Origin of the sequence: Shewanella hafniensis (genome assembly GCF_019655335.1) — a bacterium.
Taxonomy (GTDB): Bacteria; Pseudomonadota; Gammaproteobacteria; order Enterobacterales; family Shewanellaceae; genus Shewanella; species Shewanella hafniensis.
The window spans coordinates 36477-55674 of the sequence record NZ_BPFD01000024.1; the positions used below are offsets into that span (position 1 = coordinate 36477).

The following is a 19198-nucleotide window of genomic DNA, read 5'->3' on the forward strand; positions in this document are numbered from 1 at the left end:
TATCGATTGAGTTTATTGCTGTGGTTAACATGGTTTAGTTAAAGCACTGTGATAAAAGTGCAGCGATTAAGATTGCTTCGGCGATAACTGGTAAATTTTTGATTTAGCTTCATCGGTTACGAGATAAATCAGTCCATCTGGCCCTTGTACTACTGAACGCAATCTTTGCCCTAATTCAGTTTTCAGCAGCCGTTCTTCTTTAATTATCTTGTCGCCATCAAGCACTAAACGCACCAGTGTTTTTCCCTTTAGGCTGGCGAGTAACAGATTATTTTGCCACTGTGGAAATTTATCACCTGTGTAAAACATAAAGCCCGCCGTGGCAATCGAGGGAACCCATTTGTAGACGGGTTGCTCCATTCCCGCCTTATGGGTGCCTTCGCCGATGTTGCCGCCGCCATAATTCTCACCATAGGTAATCACTGGCCAGCCATAGTTTTTAGCCGCTTGGTCGATATTGAGTTCATCGCCGCCCTGGGGGCCATGCTCGCCCGTCCACAATACTTTACTGACGGGATTAATCGCCGCGCCCTGCATATTGCGATGACCAATAGACCAGATCTCGGGTAAGGCGCCAACCGTATTGACGAAGGGGTTATCCTTAGGCACTGAACCATCGGCATTAATCCGCACCACTTTGCCTAAATGATTGTCTAATGTTTGGGCGCTATCTTTTTCGCTGTAGCGGTCGCCGAGTGTGATAAACAGTGTGCCATCAGGCGCCCACACTAAACGAGATCCAAAATGGTGGCCGCTGTTGATTTTGGGGTGCTGACTAAAAACGCGGGTGAGATTTTCAAGCTTGTTACCATTGAGCGTGGCAAAACTGACCGCTGTGCTATTGAGCTCGCTTGCATCACCTTCAGCGGGTTCTGAATAACTGAAATAGATTTTTTTGCTGCTGGCAAAATCTGGCGCAAGCACGACATCAAGTAAACCACCTTGACCTTTGGCATACATAGGCGGTAAACCCGTTAAGGGTTCACCCACTTTGCCTACGGTGCTGACAATGCGCATTCTGCCAGCTCGTTCAGTCACTAGCATACTGCCGTCGGGTAAGAATGCCATACCCCAGACATTCTCTAACCCTTGGGCTATGGTTTTTACCTGAATATTACCCGTTTCCGTTTTGACGCTAATGGTCGCTGCGCTAGCGGTTTCGGTGTAAATAGCCGGTGAGCATGCAATAAGACACAGGGCAAGATTTAAGGTGCTTAGCTTCAAGGTCTTTGGCATTAATTTACTCAGTCTCAAGGTCCTCAGTTTCAAGGTCATCAGTTTCATCGCTATCCTTAATCACACTGTTCTCCTATAGGATGGATCAGAGTAACAAGTCAGTCACATAAGGGCAATTTATCGGTGAGACCTTGTATCGAAAACTCGCCTGTCCAGCTTTTATGAGTTTAAGCTTCACAAATCAAAAGCCTAACGTATGAAAAACTAGCGCATGAAAAAGCCTAAGGCCATCGCTAAACCGACGATTACAATAAAGCCGCGTAGCAAGGGCTGTGAAATGCGGTAGGCCAGCGCCGCCCCCACATAACCACCGACAATCGCCATAACGGCAAGCAGCAACAGATATTGCCCATCAATAACATTGCCCGCGGCATAAACCACAACGGCGATGGCGGTGAGCAGGGCTGAAATCAGATTTTTAAGTCCGTTCATCCCATGTAGATTGGTTTGCCCCATCAGGCCAAAGCTTGCGAGTAGTATGATGCCTAAGCCACCATTAAAATAACCGCCATAGATACACACAGCCGACAGCATTATCAGTGCCGTTATCGGACTTAACATTGGCGTAGAGGTGTTTTCGCCTTGCTCAGCGATTCTTCGTTTGAGTAACCAAGGGCCAACAATAAAGGCCGCGGTGGCCAGTAGAATCAGCCAAGGGATCAGCTTTGCGAAGACTTGCTCGCTGGTGGTCAGCAAAATACCCGCGCCAATACTGCCGCCAATTAAAGCAATTAAGATCAGATTTTTAAGGCTAAGACTCGCCGGATATTCGATATCCTTTCTAAAACGCCATGCGCTGGCGATATAACCAGGCAGCAGCGCGGCTGTCCCCGTGGCATTCGCCGCAATCGGTGGAACCCCGACAAACACTAACGCTAATAGGGTAATAAAACTGCCTCCACCGGCAACTGCATTGAGCATGCCGCCTAAAAAGCCCGCGAGTGCAATAATAAGCCAGTCCATAGATACCGCTCCTTTGGACAATGAGAGAGTTAAATAGAGCGCTAAAAATGTGTCTGTTATTATGAGTCAATCTAAGCACTCACCCTAACAGGATGATTTCGATATTGAAAGTCGCGTAATGATTCGTTACATATCGCCATTCGTGAAGGTGAAGATATAGGATGAGTGAGCAGGCTTTTACTTGCTTAGTGCTAGGGGACTTGATCCCAAATGCCAGACATAAAAATAACCGCAGCGATGGCTTCACTTTGCTCGGTAAAAACATCTTCTCCCCAACAGTTTTGTCCACGTTCTTGGTAATAAACATGAAAGGTACTGAGCATAGGTGTTCGAATGCAATACCAACCATCGAAGGTATTCTTAGCAAAATTGACCCAATACTGCGCATCAGCAGTTTGGATTTGCTGAATGAGTAATTCATTTTGCGATAGCAAAGCCACAAGTTCATTCTGGGTGGTTATTTGATGCTCGGCTTTTATAGCCTCGAGAAGACTTTTAAGTTTTATCATGGGATCTTTTTCATTCATCGAGAGTATCTACATCACTTTTAACGAATGGCCGCGGAGATGGAGGATTGGATTAATGCTTCAAAAATATCTGTTTGCCCGGCAGGAATAAGCTGCCTGTGAATTTCGCGGCGTTTCGCACTGTCGAATAAACGCTCCGCAACCCAACCCGTTAAATAGAGTGAGGAAAGGCAGCCGCCCGCAGTGGCAATATTGCCATTAATCACGAGGGCGCAGTCTTCTACATCGACGCCCATGGCAACTAGGGCAGGTTTTGCATCGGGGTGAGTCGTTGCCGAGAGATTGTCGAGTAGCCCTAATTTGGCAAAGAAGAATGACCCAGCGCAGATACTGCCAAGCAATTGTCGTGTGGGATCTAATTTAAGGGCGGACATAAACTCAGTATCAGCAAGTGCCGCAGGTACGCCTTTGTAACCACTGCTGAATAATACCACGTCGGCATCAGCGACTTCGGCCACATGACCATCGGTTGCAACCGTCATCCCCAAGCTTGATATGTGGCTAGGTTTGGTCCCGAGTACTTTTACTGTCCAATCGGTTTTTGTCCTGCCGAGAATATCGCGCATTAAGAAGAAATCGATATCGGTAAATTCATCAAATATCACAATCGCAATCTGGTACATAAGCTTTCCTCTGGCTTGCATTGTGGATGACTTAAGGCTTGAATATGCTCAACCTTAAGCCTTGGGTCCTCAATATGAATAGAATCATGATTTTATTGGTTATCCATTTTTTATGAAAATTTGGTTAATCAAAATCTTAACCAGCACTAAACGATGGCAGTCGCTTGGCGAAAATAGCATGGGCATCAAAATCTTGGCTTTGCATTCTGGTTAATGTGTTGGTTAACACTTCATCGGCTGCATCTTCAATCCGCAGGATCTTCTCTGCTGCGACATAGTCGCTAAACGCTGTGCAGACTTGTTCAAACAAAGCCGTTACATCGCCAAAGGCCGGATGACTGAACTGCGGATTAGGCAAGCCCCTGAGGTCACGAAGCTTTAGCAGCATTAACGCCGTCAAGGGTATGTATGATAGATGTCCATTGTGGAACTCAAAAAAACACTTTTTATCCCCGATGATCGCTTGTTCTACCTGATCATCGCAGAGGGTTTGCAGCATAGTGCTGATGAATTCGATATCCTGTGTATCCCAGTTATCTAAAAATGACGCATAGGAGAAAGGAGCTGTTTTTCGCAGTGTCACTTGCACTTCAGTGGTAAAAGGCGGCTCGATATGCCCCAGATAACGGCCATACAGCAGCACCAAAAAATCGCCAATAAAGCCATGGGAGCGAACAATCCAGCCCGAACGCCGCGCGGTTGCATCAGCGTGGTACAGCTCGTCCGCCTCGCGTTTAAGCCCAGCTAACAGCATCAGCACAAGCCGAAACACGCTGATTGTAGACCACATAGCGTTTGCTATCCCGCCAGTTTTTTCTAGCGATGAGCAATATTTATAGTAATCAATGGCGGTTGCAAAATAACCGTAAGCAAGCGAGCACATAAGCGGCTTAGGCTCAAGCAAGCCCGATTCAATATAGGTAAGTTGGGCTACATAGCCCCAATGACACTCGGGTACACCAAACTCAGCTCCAAATAATTCCCACTGGCGAAAATCCTCATCAAACTCACGATATTGTTTCACTCTCTCGAAACCATCTGTCATCCCACTGTCGATATAATCGGTCAGTAAATACTGGTCATATTCAAAGACGTTTTTGGCATAATCGCGCATATGTTTACGACTGCGACTGCGCTTATTGAGAAACTTGGCTAACATCTTGAGCATCCTTATTATTTAGGCTGCGGCAAGTTTACCGCAACGGCGCTAAATATCACTATCTGTAGCACTTTTGAAGCAAGCATTAAGCGACTCCGTTGTAGCGATGGTGAACACACATTCGCCAGCAAAGAACCTTGCTAACATATGGTGTTATCAGTTTAATGCGCGACATTGTTCATTATTGAATATGCTGGGATGGGGAGTAAACCGCACTAATGCGTTGGCGACCATCGGAAAAAGGGATTTTTTCGTTGAGCCCCCAAGGATGGGTTTACGGCGTGTCGCCAGAGCATTAGTGCTGTTTATGGCGATAAGCTCTCAAAAAGTACCTAGACTGCAAAAGCTCACAAAAAACAAGGTTTGTAGTGAACAAGCTGGTGGTGAATTTTACTCATGGTTCCCCGTTTTCGCGGGGATGACAAAAGCAACGAGGCCCAGAATCATTTTTTGGGCCTTGTTGGTATCGTAAAACGTCGGTTAACGCTCAAAATTCTTTAGGTTAAAGCTTCAAACTAACTTGAGTTTCAACCTTAGCCGCTATACGTTACTTGCACATTTTAGAGAACGCTTAAAACACCATTTCTGGTACATGCTCTGGCACGATTAACTTACCGGCGGTTTTGCTGACGATTTCTTCGACGCTGACGCCTGGGGCGCGCTCGAGTAAATGGAAGGCGCCATCTTTGATTTCGATAAAGGCTAAATCTGTGACGACGCGTTTAATGCAGCCGTAACCAGTCAGCGGCAATTCGCATACGGGCAGTAGCTTAGAATTACCGTATTTATCGGCGTGCATCATAGTCACGATAATGTTTTCGGCGCCGGCGACTAAATCCATCGCGCCGCCCATGCCTTTGATGAGTTTGCCGGGGATCATCCATGAGGCGATAGAGCCATTGACATCGACTTCAAAGGCGCCGAGTACGGTTAAATCCACATGGCCGCCACGGATCATGGCAAAGCTCTCGGCTGAAGAAAAAAACGACGCGCCTTTCACTGCGGTAACGGTTTGTTTGCCCGCGTTGATTAAATCTGGGTCGATGGCGTCTTCGGTAGGGAATTCACCCATGCCGAGTAGGCCGTTTTCCGATTGCAACATGACTTCCATGCCTTCGGGAATGTAGTTGGCCACCAGTGTTGGAATGCCAATGCCGAGGTTGACGTAGTAGCCATCTTTTAATTCTTTGGCGACGCGCTGAGCCAGTTGTTCTCTTGATAATGCCATGATATCTATCCTTTCTATTTGGCTTTGACGCTTTGGTCTTTACTCTTAGTTTTTACTTTAGGGAGCTAAGTGCCAATTGCGTTAACTGTGTTTCAAGGTTTTGCCAGCGCCTTTTATTTCGCGGCTTTTACCGTGCGCTGCTCGATACGTTTCTCGAACTTGCCTTGAATAACGCGGTCAACATAGATGCCCGGCGTGTGGATATGATCTGGATCTAGCTCGCCCGGCTCAACAATAAACTCGGCTTCAACCACAGTGATTTTGCCCGCGGTCGCCATCATAGGGTTAAAGTTGGCGGCGGTTTTACGGAACACCAAATTACCCATGGTATCGGCTTTCCATGCGCGCACTAAGGCAAAATCTGCGGTCAGCGACTCTTCTAATACGTAATGGCGACCTTTGATTTCGCGGGTTTCTTTGCCATCAGCGACTGGCGTGCCGTAGCCTGTAGCGGTGAAAAATGCCGGAATACCTGCGCCGCCTGCGCGGATCTTTTCCGCCAGCGTGCCTTGGGGCGTTAAAATCACGTTCAGTTCGCCAGAGAGCATTTGTTGCTCGAAAGTGGCGTTCTCGCCCACGTAAGAGGCGATCATAGTGGCGATTTGGCGATGTTTTAACAGTAAGCCAAGGCCAAAGTCGTCAACGCCAGCGTTGTTTGATATCGCCGTTAAACCGTTAACGCCCATCTTAACCATTTGATTGATTAAGCCTTCGGGAATGCCGCACAGGCCAAAGCCGCCGACCATAATGGTCATGTCGTTTGATAAGCCGTTTAACGCTTCTTCATAGCTGCTGACGACTTTATTGAGTCCTGCCATTGTGATGTCCTTTTATGCTGTATAAAACGCGCAGGAAATAACGCGCGTTTTCAATAACGGTTGTTGTCGTTAATTATTGTTGTTCTGTTTTGCTAACAGGGCCGTGGCCACTTTCGAGCCGTTGTTGCGATTCAACTGCGTGCTGATAGCTTGTCCTGCTAACGCGAGTTTTTGTAAATCGATACCCGTTTCGAATCCCATGCCGTGCAGCATATACACTAAGTCTTCGGTGGCAAGATTGCCCGATGCGCCTTTGGCATAGGGGCAGCCACCAAGACCCGCAACCGAGGAGTCGAACACCCGTACACCTAAGTCTAAGCAGGCCAAAATATTAGCGAGTGCTTGGCCATAGGTGTCGTGAAAGTGTAGCGCCAGTTTTTCGACTGGGACGCGTTCAGCCACAGTTTGCAGCATTCTACGGGCTTTTTGCGGCGTACCTACACCTATGGTGTCGCCGAGCGATATTTCGTAGCAGCCCATTTTGTAAAGGATTTCAGACACACGGGCCACTTCACTGACCGCTATCTCACCTTCGTAGGGGCAGCCGAGCACGCAAGACACATAACCGCGCACTGGAATATTGTGTTTTTTTGCTAATTCCATCAAAGGGATAAAGCGTTCAATCGACTCTTCTATCGAGCAGTTGATATTGCGCTGACTAAAGCTTTGTGAGGCGGCGCCAAATATTGCCACCTCACTCGCTTTTGCATCCAGTGCCAGTTCAAAGCCTTTGACGTTGGGTGTGAGCGCGCTATACACCACGCCGCTTTGACGCTGTATTTGCTTGAGCACATCGGCAGAATCGGCCATTTGTGGCACCCATTTAGGTGACACAAAGCTGCCTGCTTCGATACGCTTAAGCCCTGCATCAGCCAGCGATTCAATCAAGGCGATTTTAGCTGCCGTCGGCACTGCGACTTCGTTTTGCAGGCCGTCGCGTGCGCCCATCTCGAAGATACTGACCCTGTCTTTGGCGTTCGCTGCTTGGCTTAGATTGGCTAACGACATCTTAGGCTTCCTTGATCGCGGTTGGCTCGTTTGTCTCTAACGGCTCAACGTTAAGCAAGGTTGCGCCATCGGTGACCAGCTCGCCCGCTTTAAAGTAGAACTCAGTGACTATGCCATCAAAGGGGGCTTCGATGGTGTATTCCATCTTCATGGCTTCCATCACCAGCAAACCTTGGCCCGCTTTAACTTGTGTGCCGACATCGACTAAATGGGTCACGACAGTGCCGTTCATGGGCGCTTTTAACTTGTCAGCATTGCTGGCTTGTTCTTCGACCACGAGTGTTTGCACTGCTTTAAAGTGGTAACTGCCAGAGGATAAAAACAGCGTAAAGTCATCACCTTGGGCACTAACGGGCACTTTACTCTTATGGCCGTTGATTTCTGCGAGCAGTAAATCTTGTTTCAGCTCGCCATTTAGCAACCAATCTTGTCCGTGCAGTGGTAGCTGATACATGCCGCCTAAATCGAGCATCACTAACTGCTGCAATTCATGGGCATCATCGAGTAGGGCAATATTGTGCTGGCTGCAACTGTTGAGTCTAAAGCCGCTCACTTGACCCCAAGGAGAGTAAGGATCGGCGCTGTTGACAGCTTGCGCTTTGGCGGCTTCTTTACGGGCAAGCACTTGATACAGCGCGGCAAAGGCAAGCGCAGTGTCAGCTTCGCTTGAAGCTGTGCCAATTAAGGTGTCGCCATAACGGCCAATAAAGTCAGTGCTAAAGTCGGCATTGGCAAACGATGGGTGCTCGGCAATGTTCGCCAAAAACTCAATGTTGTGCTTAAGACCGCTGATTTGATACGACTCTAACGCATGCACTAAACGTTGCAGGGCGCGCGGACGCGATTCATCCCAGACGATAAGCTTGGCAATCATAGGATCGTAGAAGTTACTGATCACATCGTTTTCGCGAATACCCGAATCGATACGGACAAACTTACTTTGCTCGGGTTCACGCAAAAAGTTGAGCTTACCGCTGGCGGGTAAAAACTCATTTTGCGGATCTTCGGCGTAAATACGCACTTCAAAGGAGTGGCCGTGAATACGCACTTCATCTTGCTTAAGGGGCAGTGGCTGACCACTGGCGACCAGCAATTGCCATTTCACTAAATCTTGGCCAGTGACCATTTCGGTGACGGGATGCTCAACCTGTAGACGGGTGTTCATCTCCATGAAATAGAAGCTATTGTCCGTATCTAACAGAAACTCTACCGTCCCCGCGCCAACATAATCGATGGCTTTAGCTGCCGCGACGGCCGCATCACCCATTTGGGCGCGCAGTGCATCGCTTAAGCCCGGTGCCGGCGCCTCTTCGACCACTTTTTGGTGGCGACGTTGAATCGAGCAATCGCGATCCGATAAGTAAATCGCGTTGCCAAAGGTGTCGGCAAACACTTGCACTTCGACATGGCGCGGCTGGCGTAAATAACGCTCCATCAATAACTTATCGTTACCAAAAGAAGAGGCCGCTTCACGGCGCGCCGAGTTAACGGCTTCCATGATTTCGCCTTCGTTCTCGACGATACGCATGCCTTTACCGCCGCCGCCATAAGCCGCTTTAATCAGCATAGGGAAGCCGATTTTCAGAGCCTCCGCTTTTAAGGTCGCATCGGTTTGGTCATCGCCGTGATAACCCGGCACTAAGGGCACGTTTGCCGCAGTCATAATAGATTTAGCGGCGCTTTTGCTGCCCATGGCATCAATAGCATCACTGCCTGGGCCAACAAAGGCGATGCCTGCGGCTTCACATTTACGGGCAAAGTCGGCATTTTCAGACAAGAAACCATAACCTGGGTGAATCGCTTGTGCGCCCGCTTTTTTGGCGATGTCGATAATCAAATCGCCCTTTAAATAGGAGTCTGCCGGCGCGCTGCCACCTAAATAGAAGGATTCGTCGGCCATGGCGACATGGCGCGCTTCTTTATCGGCATCGGAATATAGGGCAACGGTGCGAACGCCCATGGCATGGGCCGTTTTGATGATGCGACAGGCGATTTCACCGCGGTTAGCAATCAATAGTTTGGTAAACATGTGCTTGGTCAACATCAAAGGGCTCCTTGGGTATCACTTGGCTTTTGCATGGGCTTGGAGGGCGTTGAGTGTGCTTGTTGCCAGTTAGGCTGACGTTTCTCAAAAAAGGCGTTTAAGCCCTCTTGGCCCTCGGTTGATACCCGAATGCGGGCGATACGCTCGCTAGTGTAATCAATGGTGTTTTGGTCTATCACGCCATCTTCAAGATGCGACAGCAGTGTTTTTACCCATGCCATGCCTTGCGGGCTATTGGCTCGCAGCGCGTCAATCATAGGCTTTGCGGCGGCGTCTAAGTCATCGCTGATCTCATGAATGACGTTAAGTTTTAATGCGGTTTCTGCACTAAAACGCTCGGCGGTCAGCATGTAGCGGCGCGATGCACGATTACCCATGGCGCGGGCAACATAAGGGCTAATTACTGCTGGAATTAATCCGAGTTTTACTTCGCTTAAGCAAAAGCTGGCGCGCGTCGTGGCGATAGCGATATCGCAGGCGCAAATCAGCCCCAGTGCGCCGCCAAAGGCTGCGCCTTGCACTAATGCAATGGTGGGTTTTGGAAAGGTATCTAAATCCTGCATCAGTTTTGCTAAGGCTTTGGCATCATTTAGATTTTGCTCAAAGTCCATTTTGGCTTGTTTGCGCATCCAATTGAGATCGGCGCCGGCGCTGAAGTTTTTGCCGTTTGCTTTGAGTACCAGCACTTGGCATTGCTTGTGCTCAGCAAAATAGCTAAGGACGCTAATCATCTCGCTAATCATCACTTCATCGAAGGCGTTGTGTACATCGCTGCGGTCAAGGATAAGCTCGGCAACACCGTTATTGAGCGTGTAACTCACGTACTGCAAGTTGCTTAATTCCTGTAGCGTTATTGGTAAATTTGTCATAACTGTTTCCCTATCTTATTGATTTGCTGTGTATACGTATGGTTTACATACGGAACACACCAAAGCGGGTGTCTTCGATAGGAGCATTTAATGCCGCCGATAGGGCAAGGCCGACCACATCGCGGGTTTGCGCTGGGTCAATAATGCCGTCATCCCATAAACGGGCGCTGGCATGATACGGATGACCTTCTTTATCGTACTGGGCGACAATTGGCGCTTTAAAGGCTTTTTCATCCTCAAGTGACCATTCTTCACCTTTACGGGCTAAACCGTCGCGGCGTACTGTGGCGAGAACGCCTGCGGCTTGCTCTCCGCCCATCACAGAAATACGGGCATTAGGCCACATCCACATCATGGTCGGTTCGAACGCGCGGCCACACATGCCGTAGTTACCCGCGCCGTAGCTGCCGCCGATAATCACAGTAAATTTAGGCACATTGGCACAAGACACCGCGGTTACCATTTTGGCACCGTGTTTGGCTATGCCTTCGTGTTCGTACTTTTTACCCACCATAAAGCCGGTGATATTTTGTAGGAACAGCAGCGGAATTTTGCGCTGGCAGCACAGTTCAATAAAGTGCGCGCCTTTTTGCGCAGACTCCGAGAACAGAATGCCGTTGTTGGCGACAATGCCGACGGGGTAGCCGTGAATACGGGCAAAACCGCAGACTAAGGTCGCGCCATAGTTGGCTTTAAACTCATCAAAATCAGAATCATCGACGATACGGGCGATCACTTCCTTGACATCAAAGGGCTTTTTCAAATCAGTGCCGACAATGCCGTACAGTTCGCTAATGTCGAACTTCGGTGGTTTGACAGGACTTAAGAGTGATTTGATTTCTTTTTGATGATTCAGGCGTGATACGGCGCGGCGGGCAAGCTCTAACGCGTGCTCATCGTTTTGGGCTAAATGATCCGCTACGCCGGAAATTTTAGTATGCACTTCGGCGCCGCCTAACTCTTCGGCGCTGACTTCTTCACCTGTGGCCGCTTTGACTAATGGTGGGCCGGCTAAGAAGATAGTGCCTTGATCTTTTACGATAATCGATTCATCCGCCATGGCCGGCACATAAGCACCGCCTGCAGTACATAAGCCCATCACCACTGCAATTTGCGGTATGCCTTTAGCGGACATTTGCGCTTGATTGTAAAAGATGCGGCCGAAATGGTCGCGGTCGGGGAAGACTTCATCTTGGCGGGGCAGGTTAGCGCCGCCCGAGTCGACTAAATAGATACAAGGCAAGTGACAACGGCTGGCAATATCTTGGGCGCGTAGATGTTTTTTAACGGTAATCGGGTAGTAAGTACCGCCTTTAACTGTAGCGTCGTTGGCGATGATCATGCACTCAACACCGCTCACTCGGCCGATACCGGCAATAATGCCCGCTGCGGGCACTTCTTCGTCATAGACTTCAAACGCCGCAAATTGCGATAGCTCTAAAAAGGGTGAGCCTGCATCAAGCAGCTTTTCAACACGTTGACGTGGCAGCAATTTACCGCGAGATAAATGGCGCTCTAGCGCCACAGGGCCGCCACCGAGTTCGATTTTATTGAGTTTAGTTTTAAGATCGGCCACTAGGGCGGCCATATCGTCTGATTTTGCTTTAAATTCATCGCTACGGGCGTTGATACGACTGCTTAATTGCGTCACTTTGATTGTCCTTATAAAGCGGAAACTCGGTATCACCTTGCTCGAATGGGTGGCGCAAACTGTAAATTACAGTGAGGGGCTACCCATTCACTTGTGAGAGATTATTGGAACTCGCGTTATTTCGACTCATTGAACAGTTCGCGGCCAATCAGCATGCGGCGAATTTCTGAGGTGCCTGCGCCGATTTCATACAGCTTGGCATCACGCAGTAAGCGGCCGGTGGCGTATTCGTTAACATAACCATTGCCGCCGAGCAGTTGGATTGCATCCAGTGCCATTTTGGTTGCGAGTTCTGCACTATACAGAATGGCGCCCGCGGCATCTTTACGGGTGGTTTCACCGCGATCGCAGGATTTTGCCACGTTATAGACATAGGATTTGGCGGCATTCATGCCTGTGTACATGTCGGCTAACTTGCCTTGCACTAGTTGGAATTCACCGATGGATTTGCCAAATTGCTCACGCTCGTGGATGTAAGGCACAACGATGTCCATACAGGCATTCATGATCCCCAGCGGACCGCCAGACAGTACGACACGCTCGTAATCTAAGCCGCTCATCAGCACTTTTACGCCGTTATTGAGGCCGCCTAAAATGTTTTCTTCTGGTACTTCTACATCTTCAAACACCAGTTCGCAGGTGTTAGAGCCGCGCATGCCGAGTTTGTCGAGCTTTTGCGCTTGGCTAAAACCTTTCGAATCACGTTCAACGATAAAGGCGGTAATACCGTGTGCGCCTTTGGTTAAGTCGGTTTTCGCGTAAATGACATAGGTGTGTGCATCTGGACCGTTAGTGATCCACATTTTGTTGCCGTTTAAGATGAATCGGTCACCTTCTTTACGGGCATGTAGCTTCATCGAAACCACGTCAGAACCTGCGTTTGGCTCACTCATGGCCAGCGCGCCAATATGCTCACCGCTCACCAGTTTTGGCAGGTACTTGGCTTTTTGCGCTGCATTACCGTTACGGTTGATTTGATTGACACACAGGTTTGAGTGGGCGCCGTAACTTAGGCCGATAGAAGCGGATGCGCGGGAGATTTCTTCCATTGCGACGACGTGGGCTAGGTAGCCCATGTTTGCGCCGCCGAACTCTTCGGGTACAGTTACTCCGAGCAGCCCCATTCCTCCTAGCACAGGCCAAAGTTCATTGGGGAAGGCGTTGTCGTGATCCACTTTCGCGGCAATTGGAGCGATTTCATTCGCGGCAAAATCCTGCACTGCATCGCGCAGCATATCGACGTCTTCGCCTAGACCAAAATTCAGACTTGTGTAGAGAGAGTTCATTGCTTGTGTCCTTTCAGATGTTCTAATTTCAGATTGTTATAGTTTTTATGATTTTTAGGTGCTTGAGTCTTTTAAATCTTGTACTTAAATCCGTAGTCGTTATCGCTATCAAATTGATTTGATTTTGTGTCAACGGAGATTTAGGCTTTTGCCGTTTTGTTATCTTCTAAGGCTAAACGGCACTGCTGCTCGGCGGAATTGAGTTCCATCAATACGACTTTGATGTCGTCCATTTGCTGTTGTAGTGCGGACTTCTTTTCTTCCACTAGCGCCAGCATGGTATTGAGCTGTGAGGTGCTGCTCTTGTCGGCATCGTATAATTCGAACAAGCGACGGGTTTCTGCCAAAGAAAAGCCCAAGCGTTTACCGCGAAGAATGAGCTTGAGACGCACCCTGTCTTTGAGGCTATAAATACGGGTTTGGCCGCGGCGTTTAGGTTTAAGCAAACCTTGGTCTTCGTAAAAACGAATACTACGAGTAGTGATATCAAACTCTTTTGAGAGATCACTGATCGAGTAAGTCGTTTGTGGTGTGTTCGTTGCGCTCATTCATGCACCCTAAATAATCAGTTTTAAGCAAGATATATGAAGTTTACGTAAAGGTAAAGATTTTGGCTTTTATTCTGTTGCCATAAAAGTGTCAATCCCAATTGCCATAAAAGTGTCAATCCCAATTGCCATAAGCCTGTGCAGCGAGATTAAAACGTGTGCTTTAAATTAGTGTTCTCACATAAAACCACAAATATCTTCTGGTTATAGGCTAACGTCTAATAGTGGGCTTTAGACCTCCTTGCTAATAATAGAAGCAGGAAGGGGTAGTTATTGCGGCTGACGATGTGAGTCGCAGTCCTGATTGGAGGACATATGTTGACCGAACAGCAAAATGCATCTGTAGCGCAAGTCGCAAATCAAAAACAGAACCAACAAAAACATCAAGCGTTGCACCAAGCATCCTTGCTTAATAAAGCCGAATTCTGGGGAGAAGCGGCGAAGACGCTCGATTGGATTAAGCCGGCGCAAACGGTACTCGATGAATCGCAGGCGCCGTTTTATCACTGGTTCGCCGATGGTGAGATGAACACTTGTTATAACGCCGTTGACCGCCATGTGTTGGCTGGACGCGGTGATCAAGTGGCGATCCAATATGTGAGCCCAGTGACAGACACTGAATACGGCATTAGCTACGCGGAGTTACAGGCTCAAGTAAGCCGACTCGCGGGCTTTATGCAATCTATTGGGATAGAGAAGGGCGACCGTGTGGTGATTTATATGCCTATGGTGCCGGAAACCGCCTTCGCTATGCTGGCCTGTGCTCGCATAGGTGCGATTCATTCTGTGGTTTTTGGTGGTTTTGCCGCCAATGAACTCGCGACTCGGATTAACGATGCTAAGCCTAAATTGGTCTTGTCGGCATCTTGCGGTATCGAACCCTCAGGTGTCATTCCTTATAAACCTCTGTTAGATAAAGCGTTAGCGCAGTCAGTGCATCAGGTTGATCACTGCCTAATTTTGAATCGTAGCCAGTATCAGGCCGATTTACTTGAGGGTCGTGACTTAGATTGGCAAGCCGTATTAGCAACTGCACCTAAGGCCGATTGTGTCGTCCTCAAGGCTACCGATCCCTTGTATGTGCTTTATACCTCAGGCACCACGGGTCAGCCTAAAGGTGTGGTACGCGATAATGGTGGCCATGCCGTGGCTCTGGCTTGGTCGATGCAGCATATTTACGATATTCAAGCGGGCGATGTGTTTTGGGCGGCGTCCGATGTGGGCTGGGTTGTCGGTCATTCTTACATTGTGTACGGACCGCTGCTGGTGGGCGCTACAACCTTAATGTATGAAGGCAAACCTGTCGGTACGCCCGATCCCGGTGCTTTTTGGCGTACGATTGCCAAATATAAAGTCAAAAGTTTTTTTACCGCGCCGACGGCTATTCGCGCGATCAAGCGTGAAGATCCTGATGGCGAGTATCTACAAGGTGTTGATTTAGCTTGTCTTAAAAATGTGTTTTTGGCAGGTGAACGTTGCGATCCCGACACTTTAGTTTGGGCACACACTAAACTCGCTAAACCTGTTATCGATCACTGGTGGCAAACTGAAACGGGTTGGCCTGTCGCGGCAAATTTGATGGGCACAGCGCCCGTCGCCATTAAGCCGGGTTCACCCGCTTTACCTGTGCCTGGTTATGCGGTTGAAGTGGTGGATGAATTGGGTGAGCAAGTTGCGCCCAATACCTCGGGGAATGTGGTGATCAAGCTGCCTTTGCCGCCGGGAACCTTAACTACATTGTGGCAAAATGATCAACGCTATCAAGATAGTTACTTGTCTATGTATCCAGGTTATTACTTAACTGGCGATGCGGGTTATACCGATGAAGACGGTTATCTCTACATTATGAGTCGTATTGATGACATCATAAATGTAGCAGGACACAGGCTATCGACCGGACGTTTTGAAGAAGTATTGTGTCAACACCCTGATGTGGCCGAAGCGGCTGTGATTGGGGTGGATGACCAGCTTAAAGGCCAAGTTCCCCTCGGATTAGTGGTACTCAAGAAAGGCGTGACGATCAGCGATGAAGAGCTGCATAAACAGTTAATTGCGCTGGTACGCCAAGAAATTGGTCCTGTCGCCTCCTTTAGGTTAGTCAGTGCGATTCAAAAATTGCCTAAAACGCGCTCGGGTAAAATTTTACGCGGTACTATGCGAAAAATTGCCGATAATCAGCAATTTACTGCACCAGCGACCATAGAAGATCCACAAACCTTAGAGCTAGTGCGCACCGCGCTCACTCGCATGGGTTATGCCGATGCCTTAGTGTAAGAAATAGAGCGTAAAGGCTTTTATAGAAAGAATGTAAAGGTCTTATTGAGAGTAGAAATATCAAGGCGATAGTAAACTGACCAAGCTTGCTATCGCCGTTTTGTTTACGGCACTTTTATTCAGTTAGGATCAGATTACTTAGGTAGGATCAGAGATTGAAGTTTCTACCTTCAATTTGCTAGTCTTGCAGGCTCATCATGAGCAGCTATTACGTACTGTTATCATGTACAGCTATATCACCTACAGTTTTTACGGTAATCACATGGCTTAGGGACGACCCTAAATACGCCTAATCTAACATGGGGACGACCCCTTTTTTGGGAGTTCACTATGAGTTGGTTCTTATTAGTCCTTGCGGGTTTATTCGAAATTGGTTGGGCCATAGGGCTTAAATATACCGAAGGTTTCACGCGTTTGTGGCCAAGTATCTTTACAGTGGCGTCGATGGCTGTGAGTGTGTTGCTACTCGGACTCGCGGTTAAGCAATTGCCCATCGGTACTGCTTACGGTGTGTGGGTCGGTATTGGCGCCATGGGTACTGCTATTGCTGGAATTATCCTGTTAGGAGAAGGAGTTAGCTTACTGAAAATCGCCAGTTTGATACTGATATTACTGGGGGTTTTAGGGCTTAAACTCGCAAACTAAGTTGTCGATATACGTGCCAATACAAGTATCACTTGGGCTAAGTTCTAACTAACCCGTTTCGCAATACGGGATTGGCAATCTCACTGTAATCGAGATTGCCAATCGTATGCATCGCCTTTTCTCTCTGGTAATTAAGTTACAAAGATCGGTATAATTACCCCTCAAAATTGGTTAGTTCTAACCTCTGTGACCCGTGGGAATTATATAATGCAAAACCACAGCAATCTTAATGATATCGGCGTAATTGGCCTTGGCGTTATGGGTAAAAACCTCGCGCTAAACATCGCGGATAACCAATATCACGTCAGCGCATTTGACCTCGATCCTGTTAAAGTTAATGGTGTTATACAGCAAGAAAAACAGGAACGCGCTGGACTCGAACCTCGTATTCTTGGCTGTGCTAATCTTACCGAAATGTTAGCCAGTCTCACAAAACCCCGCATTCTTGTGCTTTCTGTTCCCGCGGGTGCACCCGTCGATGGTGTCTGTAGTGCCTTGATTTCTGCCGGAATTGAGTCCGATGATATCGTTATCGATACTGGTAACAGCCTATGGACTGACACTGTTGAGCGTGAAGCGCGCTACAAAGGTCAGTTTGTATTTTTCAGCTCTGCGGTTTCGGGCGGTGAAGTCGGTGCGCGTTTCGGCCCATCACTTATGCCAAGCGGCGATATCGATGCATGGCATCACGTTGCACCTATTTGGAAAGCCATTGCCGCTAAGGTTGATGCGAGTACAGGTTTACCCATAGAGCGCTTCGAACCGGGTAATCCAGTGACAGAAGGCGAGCCATGCACGACTTATATTGGTCCTGCGGGTTCTGGCCATTACGTGAAGATGGTGCATAACGGTATTGAATACGCAGATATGCAGTTGATTTGCGAAGCCTATCAAATGCTGCATGGCGGTTTAGGCATGAGCGCTGCAGAAGTGGGCGATGTGTTTGAACGCTGGAACAAAGGCAGCTTAAACAGCTATTTGATGGGGATCAGTGCCGAAGTCTTAAAACAGGCCGATCCATTAACGGGTAAACCGTTGGTGGAAATGATCTTAGATAAAGCGGGCCAAAAAGGCACGGGTTTGTGGACGGCCGTAAGCAGTTTACAAATTGGTTGTCCGGCACCGACGATTGCTGAAGCTGTATATGCTCGCGCCGTAAGTACCCAAAAATCCTTACGTTTACAACTTAGCCAGAAATTGGCTGGGCCAAATGCACCTGCTATCGATGATGCGCAAAAAGCGCAGTTGATTGAGGCTCTAGAAAGCGCGTTATATTGCGCGAAAGTGTGTTGTTACGCGCAAGGCTTCCAGTTGATGGCGATGACGGCCCATGAACAAAAATGGCAGTTAGACTTTGCTGAAATTGCAAAAATTTGGCGTGCGGGTTGTATTATTCGCGCGACTTTCTTGCAATCAATCACTCAAGCCTATGAAGACAATGCCGAGCTTAGCAATCTGTTGATGGCCGACAGTTTTGCGTCAGCCTTATCTGAAAAGCAAGGCCTATGGCGCACTGCGGTAGCGACTGCGGTAATGCAAGGTATTCCAGCGCCGTGTATTAGCTCAGCACTGGCATATTACGACAGTTATCGCTGCGAAACATTACCAGCGAACTTGCTCCAAGGTCAGCGTGACTTTTTCGGCGCTCACACCTTCGAGCGGATCGATACGCCAGCTGGCGAGAAATATCACTTAGATTGGAGCGCTAAAGAGCGCACCTTAGCTAAGGTCTAATGTTCGTGAAAACTGGTATATAGTATTTTATAAAGACCCTCAATATTGAGGGTTTTTTTATGCCTGTTCTACATTGATTGGAACTGACAGTTAACTCATTAACGCCAAAGATAACAGCTTATTATTTTACCGTAGTGGTCTATTATTTTTTCGCGATTAATCTTATGCCTAGGGTTATATACTTAATTAAATTAAGAGTCAGTAAGAACATGTCTGTCGTCATTAATTTTCTGTATATTCGGCTTGCAGATAATCATATGCAATATTGAGTTTCAATCCACCTTAAGAATTGTTTTATACATAATATTGTTGCTAAATATTTTAGACGCAGCATGCTTTCTATACAAGGCTTAGCATATTTATTTAACCACTAATGAGTATGCTATGTTGTTAATGCTGTTGAATTTTTAAAAGTGTAACAATTTATTTTTAAATTTCAAATACACTAAAAAAGTGATTCTATTAATTCCAGTATTCAATTTTATCTCGTAAGTATTTGATTTTAAAGCACATTAATTTTATAAATAAGGTGTGCAACTCCGTTTCTTAAGTTTATTGCTACTGTAAATACAACTAGGGAATTTA

16 protein-coding genes are annotated in these 19198 nt (G+C 47.8%); 3 read left to right on the forward strand and 13 right to left on the reverse strand.

The genetic code is table 11. The features are described 5' to 3' along the window. Nucleotides 1-66: 66 nt before the first annotated feature. From K5Q99_RS09285 to K5Q99_RS09345, 13 genes are all read right to left on the reverse strand, one after another. Complete coding sequence (locus K5Q99_RS09285) at nucleotides 67-1284, reverse strand: PQQ-dependent sugar dehydrogenase (RefSeq protein ID WP_220776703.1); 1218 nt, start codon at nucleotides 1282-1284, stop codon at nucleotides 67-69. Between the two features lie 156 nt (nucleotides 1285-1440). Beyond that, complete coding sequence (locus K5Q99_RS09290; RefSeq protein WP_105252043.1) at nucleotides 1441-2199, reverse strand: sulfite exporter TauE/SafE family protein; 759 nt, start codon at nucleotides 2197-2199, stop codon at nucleotides 1441-1443. 191 nt (nucleotides 2200-2390) lie between these two features. Beyond that, complete coding sequence (locus K5Q99_RS09295) at nucleotides 2391-2708, reverse strand: hypothetical protein (RefSeq protein ID WP_028761115.1); 318 nt, start codon at nucleotides 2706-2708, stop codon at nucleotides 2391-2393. Between the two features lie 38 nt (nucleotides 2709-2746). Next, nucleotides 2747-3349 carry a DJ-1/PfpI family protein gene (locus tag K5Q99_RS09300; protein WP_113940987.1) on the reverse strand — a complete coding sequence of 201 codons (603 nt, stop codon included), beginning with the start codon at nucleotides 3347-3349 and terminating at the stop codon, nucleotides 2747-2749. 136 nt (nucleotides 3350-3485) lie between these two features. Further along, nucleotides 3486-4508, reverse strand: a complete 1023-nt coding sequence (locus tag K5Q99_RS09305) for a hypothetical protein (RefSeq protein WP_220776704.1) — start codon at nucleotides 4506-4508, stop codon at nucleotides 3486-3488. 571 nt (nucleotides 4509-5079) lie between these two features. Next, nucleotides 5080-5736: a 3-oxoacid CoA-transferase subunit B gene (locus K5Q99_RS09310; protein ID WP_173243940.1), complete on the reverse strand. Its 657-nt coding sequence runs from the start codon at nucleotides 5734-5736 to the stop codon at nucleotides 5080-5082. A 113-nt stretch (nucleotides 5737-5849) separates the two neighbouring features. Continuing rightward, a complete protein-coding gene (locus K5Q99_RS09315; protein WP_063884906.1) occupies nucleotides 5850-6554 on the reverse strand; it encodes a CoA transferase subunit A in 705 nt (234 codons plus the stop codon). A 69-nt stretch (nucleotides 6555-6623) separates the two neighbouring features. After that, the gene (locus tag K5Q99_RS09320) at nucleotides 6624-7562 is read right to left on the reverse strand and encodes a hydroxymethylglutaryl-CoA lyase (protein ID WP_220776705.1); all 939 of its coding nucleotides are present in this window, start codon (nucleotides 7560-7562) and stop codon (nucleotides 6624-6626) included. Nucleotide 7563: 1 nt separating this feature from the next. After that, nucleotides 7564-9606, reverse strand: a complete 2043-nt coding sequence (locus tag K5Q99_RS09325) for an acetyl/propionyl/methylcrotonyl-CoA carboxylase subunit alpha (RefSeq protein ID WP_220776706.1) — start codon at nucleotides 9604-9606, stop codon at nucleotides 7564-7566. Next, nucleotides 9606-10475 (reverse strand): enoyl-CoA hydratase-related protein, encoded by an 870-nt coding sequence (locus tag K5Q99_RS09330; protein WP_220776707.1) that lies wholly within the window; start codon nucleotides 10473-10475, stop codon nucleotides 9606-9608. The genes K5Q99_RS09325 and K5Q99_RS09330 overlap by 1 nt, the downstream gene beginning before the upstream one ends. A gap of 43 nt (nucleotides 10476-10518) precedes the next feature. After that, the gene (locus K5Q99_RS09335) at nucleotides 10519-12126 is read right to left on the reverse strand and encodes a carboxyl transferase domain-containing protein (RefSeq protein ID WP_105252050.1); all 1608 of its coding nucleotides are present in this window, start codon (nucleotides 12124-12126) and stop codon (nucleotides 10519-10521) included. A 116-nt stretch (nucleotides 12127-12242) separates the two neighbouring features. After that, entirely contained in the window at nucleotides 12243-13412 is a 1170-nt protein-coding gene (locus K5Q99_RS09340; protein WP_113940993.1) for an isovaleryl-CoA dehydrogenase, read from the reverse strand. A gap of 140 nt (nucleotides 13413-13552) precedes the next feature. Continuing rightward, nucleotides 13553-13960, reverse strand: coding sequence for a MerR family transcriptional regulator (locus K5Q99_RS09345; RefSeq protein ID WP_006082318.1), 408 nt, complete (start codon nucleotides 13958-13960; stop codon nucleotides 13553-13555). Nucleotides 13961-14275: 315 nt separating this feature from the next. Between K5Q99_RS09345 and K5Q99_RS09350 the strand changes: the two genes are divergently transcribed. The 3 genes from K5Q99_RS09350 to gnd all read left to right on the forward strand — a co-directional run bounded on the left by K5Q99_RS09350 (nucleotide 14276) and on the right by gnd (nucleotide 18613). Next, the gene (locus K5Q99_RS09350) at nucleotides 14276-16234 is read left to right on the forward strand and encodes a propionyl-CoA synthetase (RefSeq protein WP_220776708.1); all 1959 of its coding nucleotides are present in this window, start codon (nucleotides 14276-14278) and stop codon (nucleotides 16232-16234) included. A gap of 330 nt (nucleotides 16235-16564) precedes the next feature. After that, nucleotides 16565-16879, forward strand: coding sequence for a quaternary ammonium compound efflux SMR transporter SugE (gene sugE, locus K5Q99_RS09355; protein ID WP_011847232.1), 315 nt, complete (start codon nucleotides 16565-16567; stop codon nucleotides 16877-16879). Between the two features lie 207 nt (nucleotides 16880-17086). After that, nucleotides 17087-18613: an NADP-dependent phosphogluconate dehydrogenase gene (gene gnd, locus K5Q99_RS09360; protein WP_220776709.1), complete on the forward strand. Its 1527-nt coding sequence runs from the start codon at nucleotides 17087-17089 to the stop codon at nucleotides 18611-18613. The last annotated feature ends 585 nt before the right edge of the window (nucleotides 18614-19198 follow it).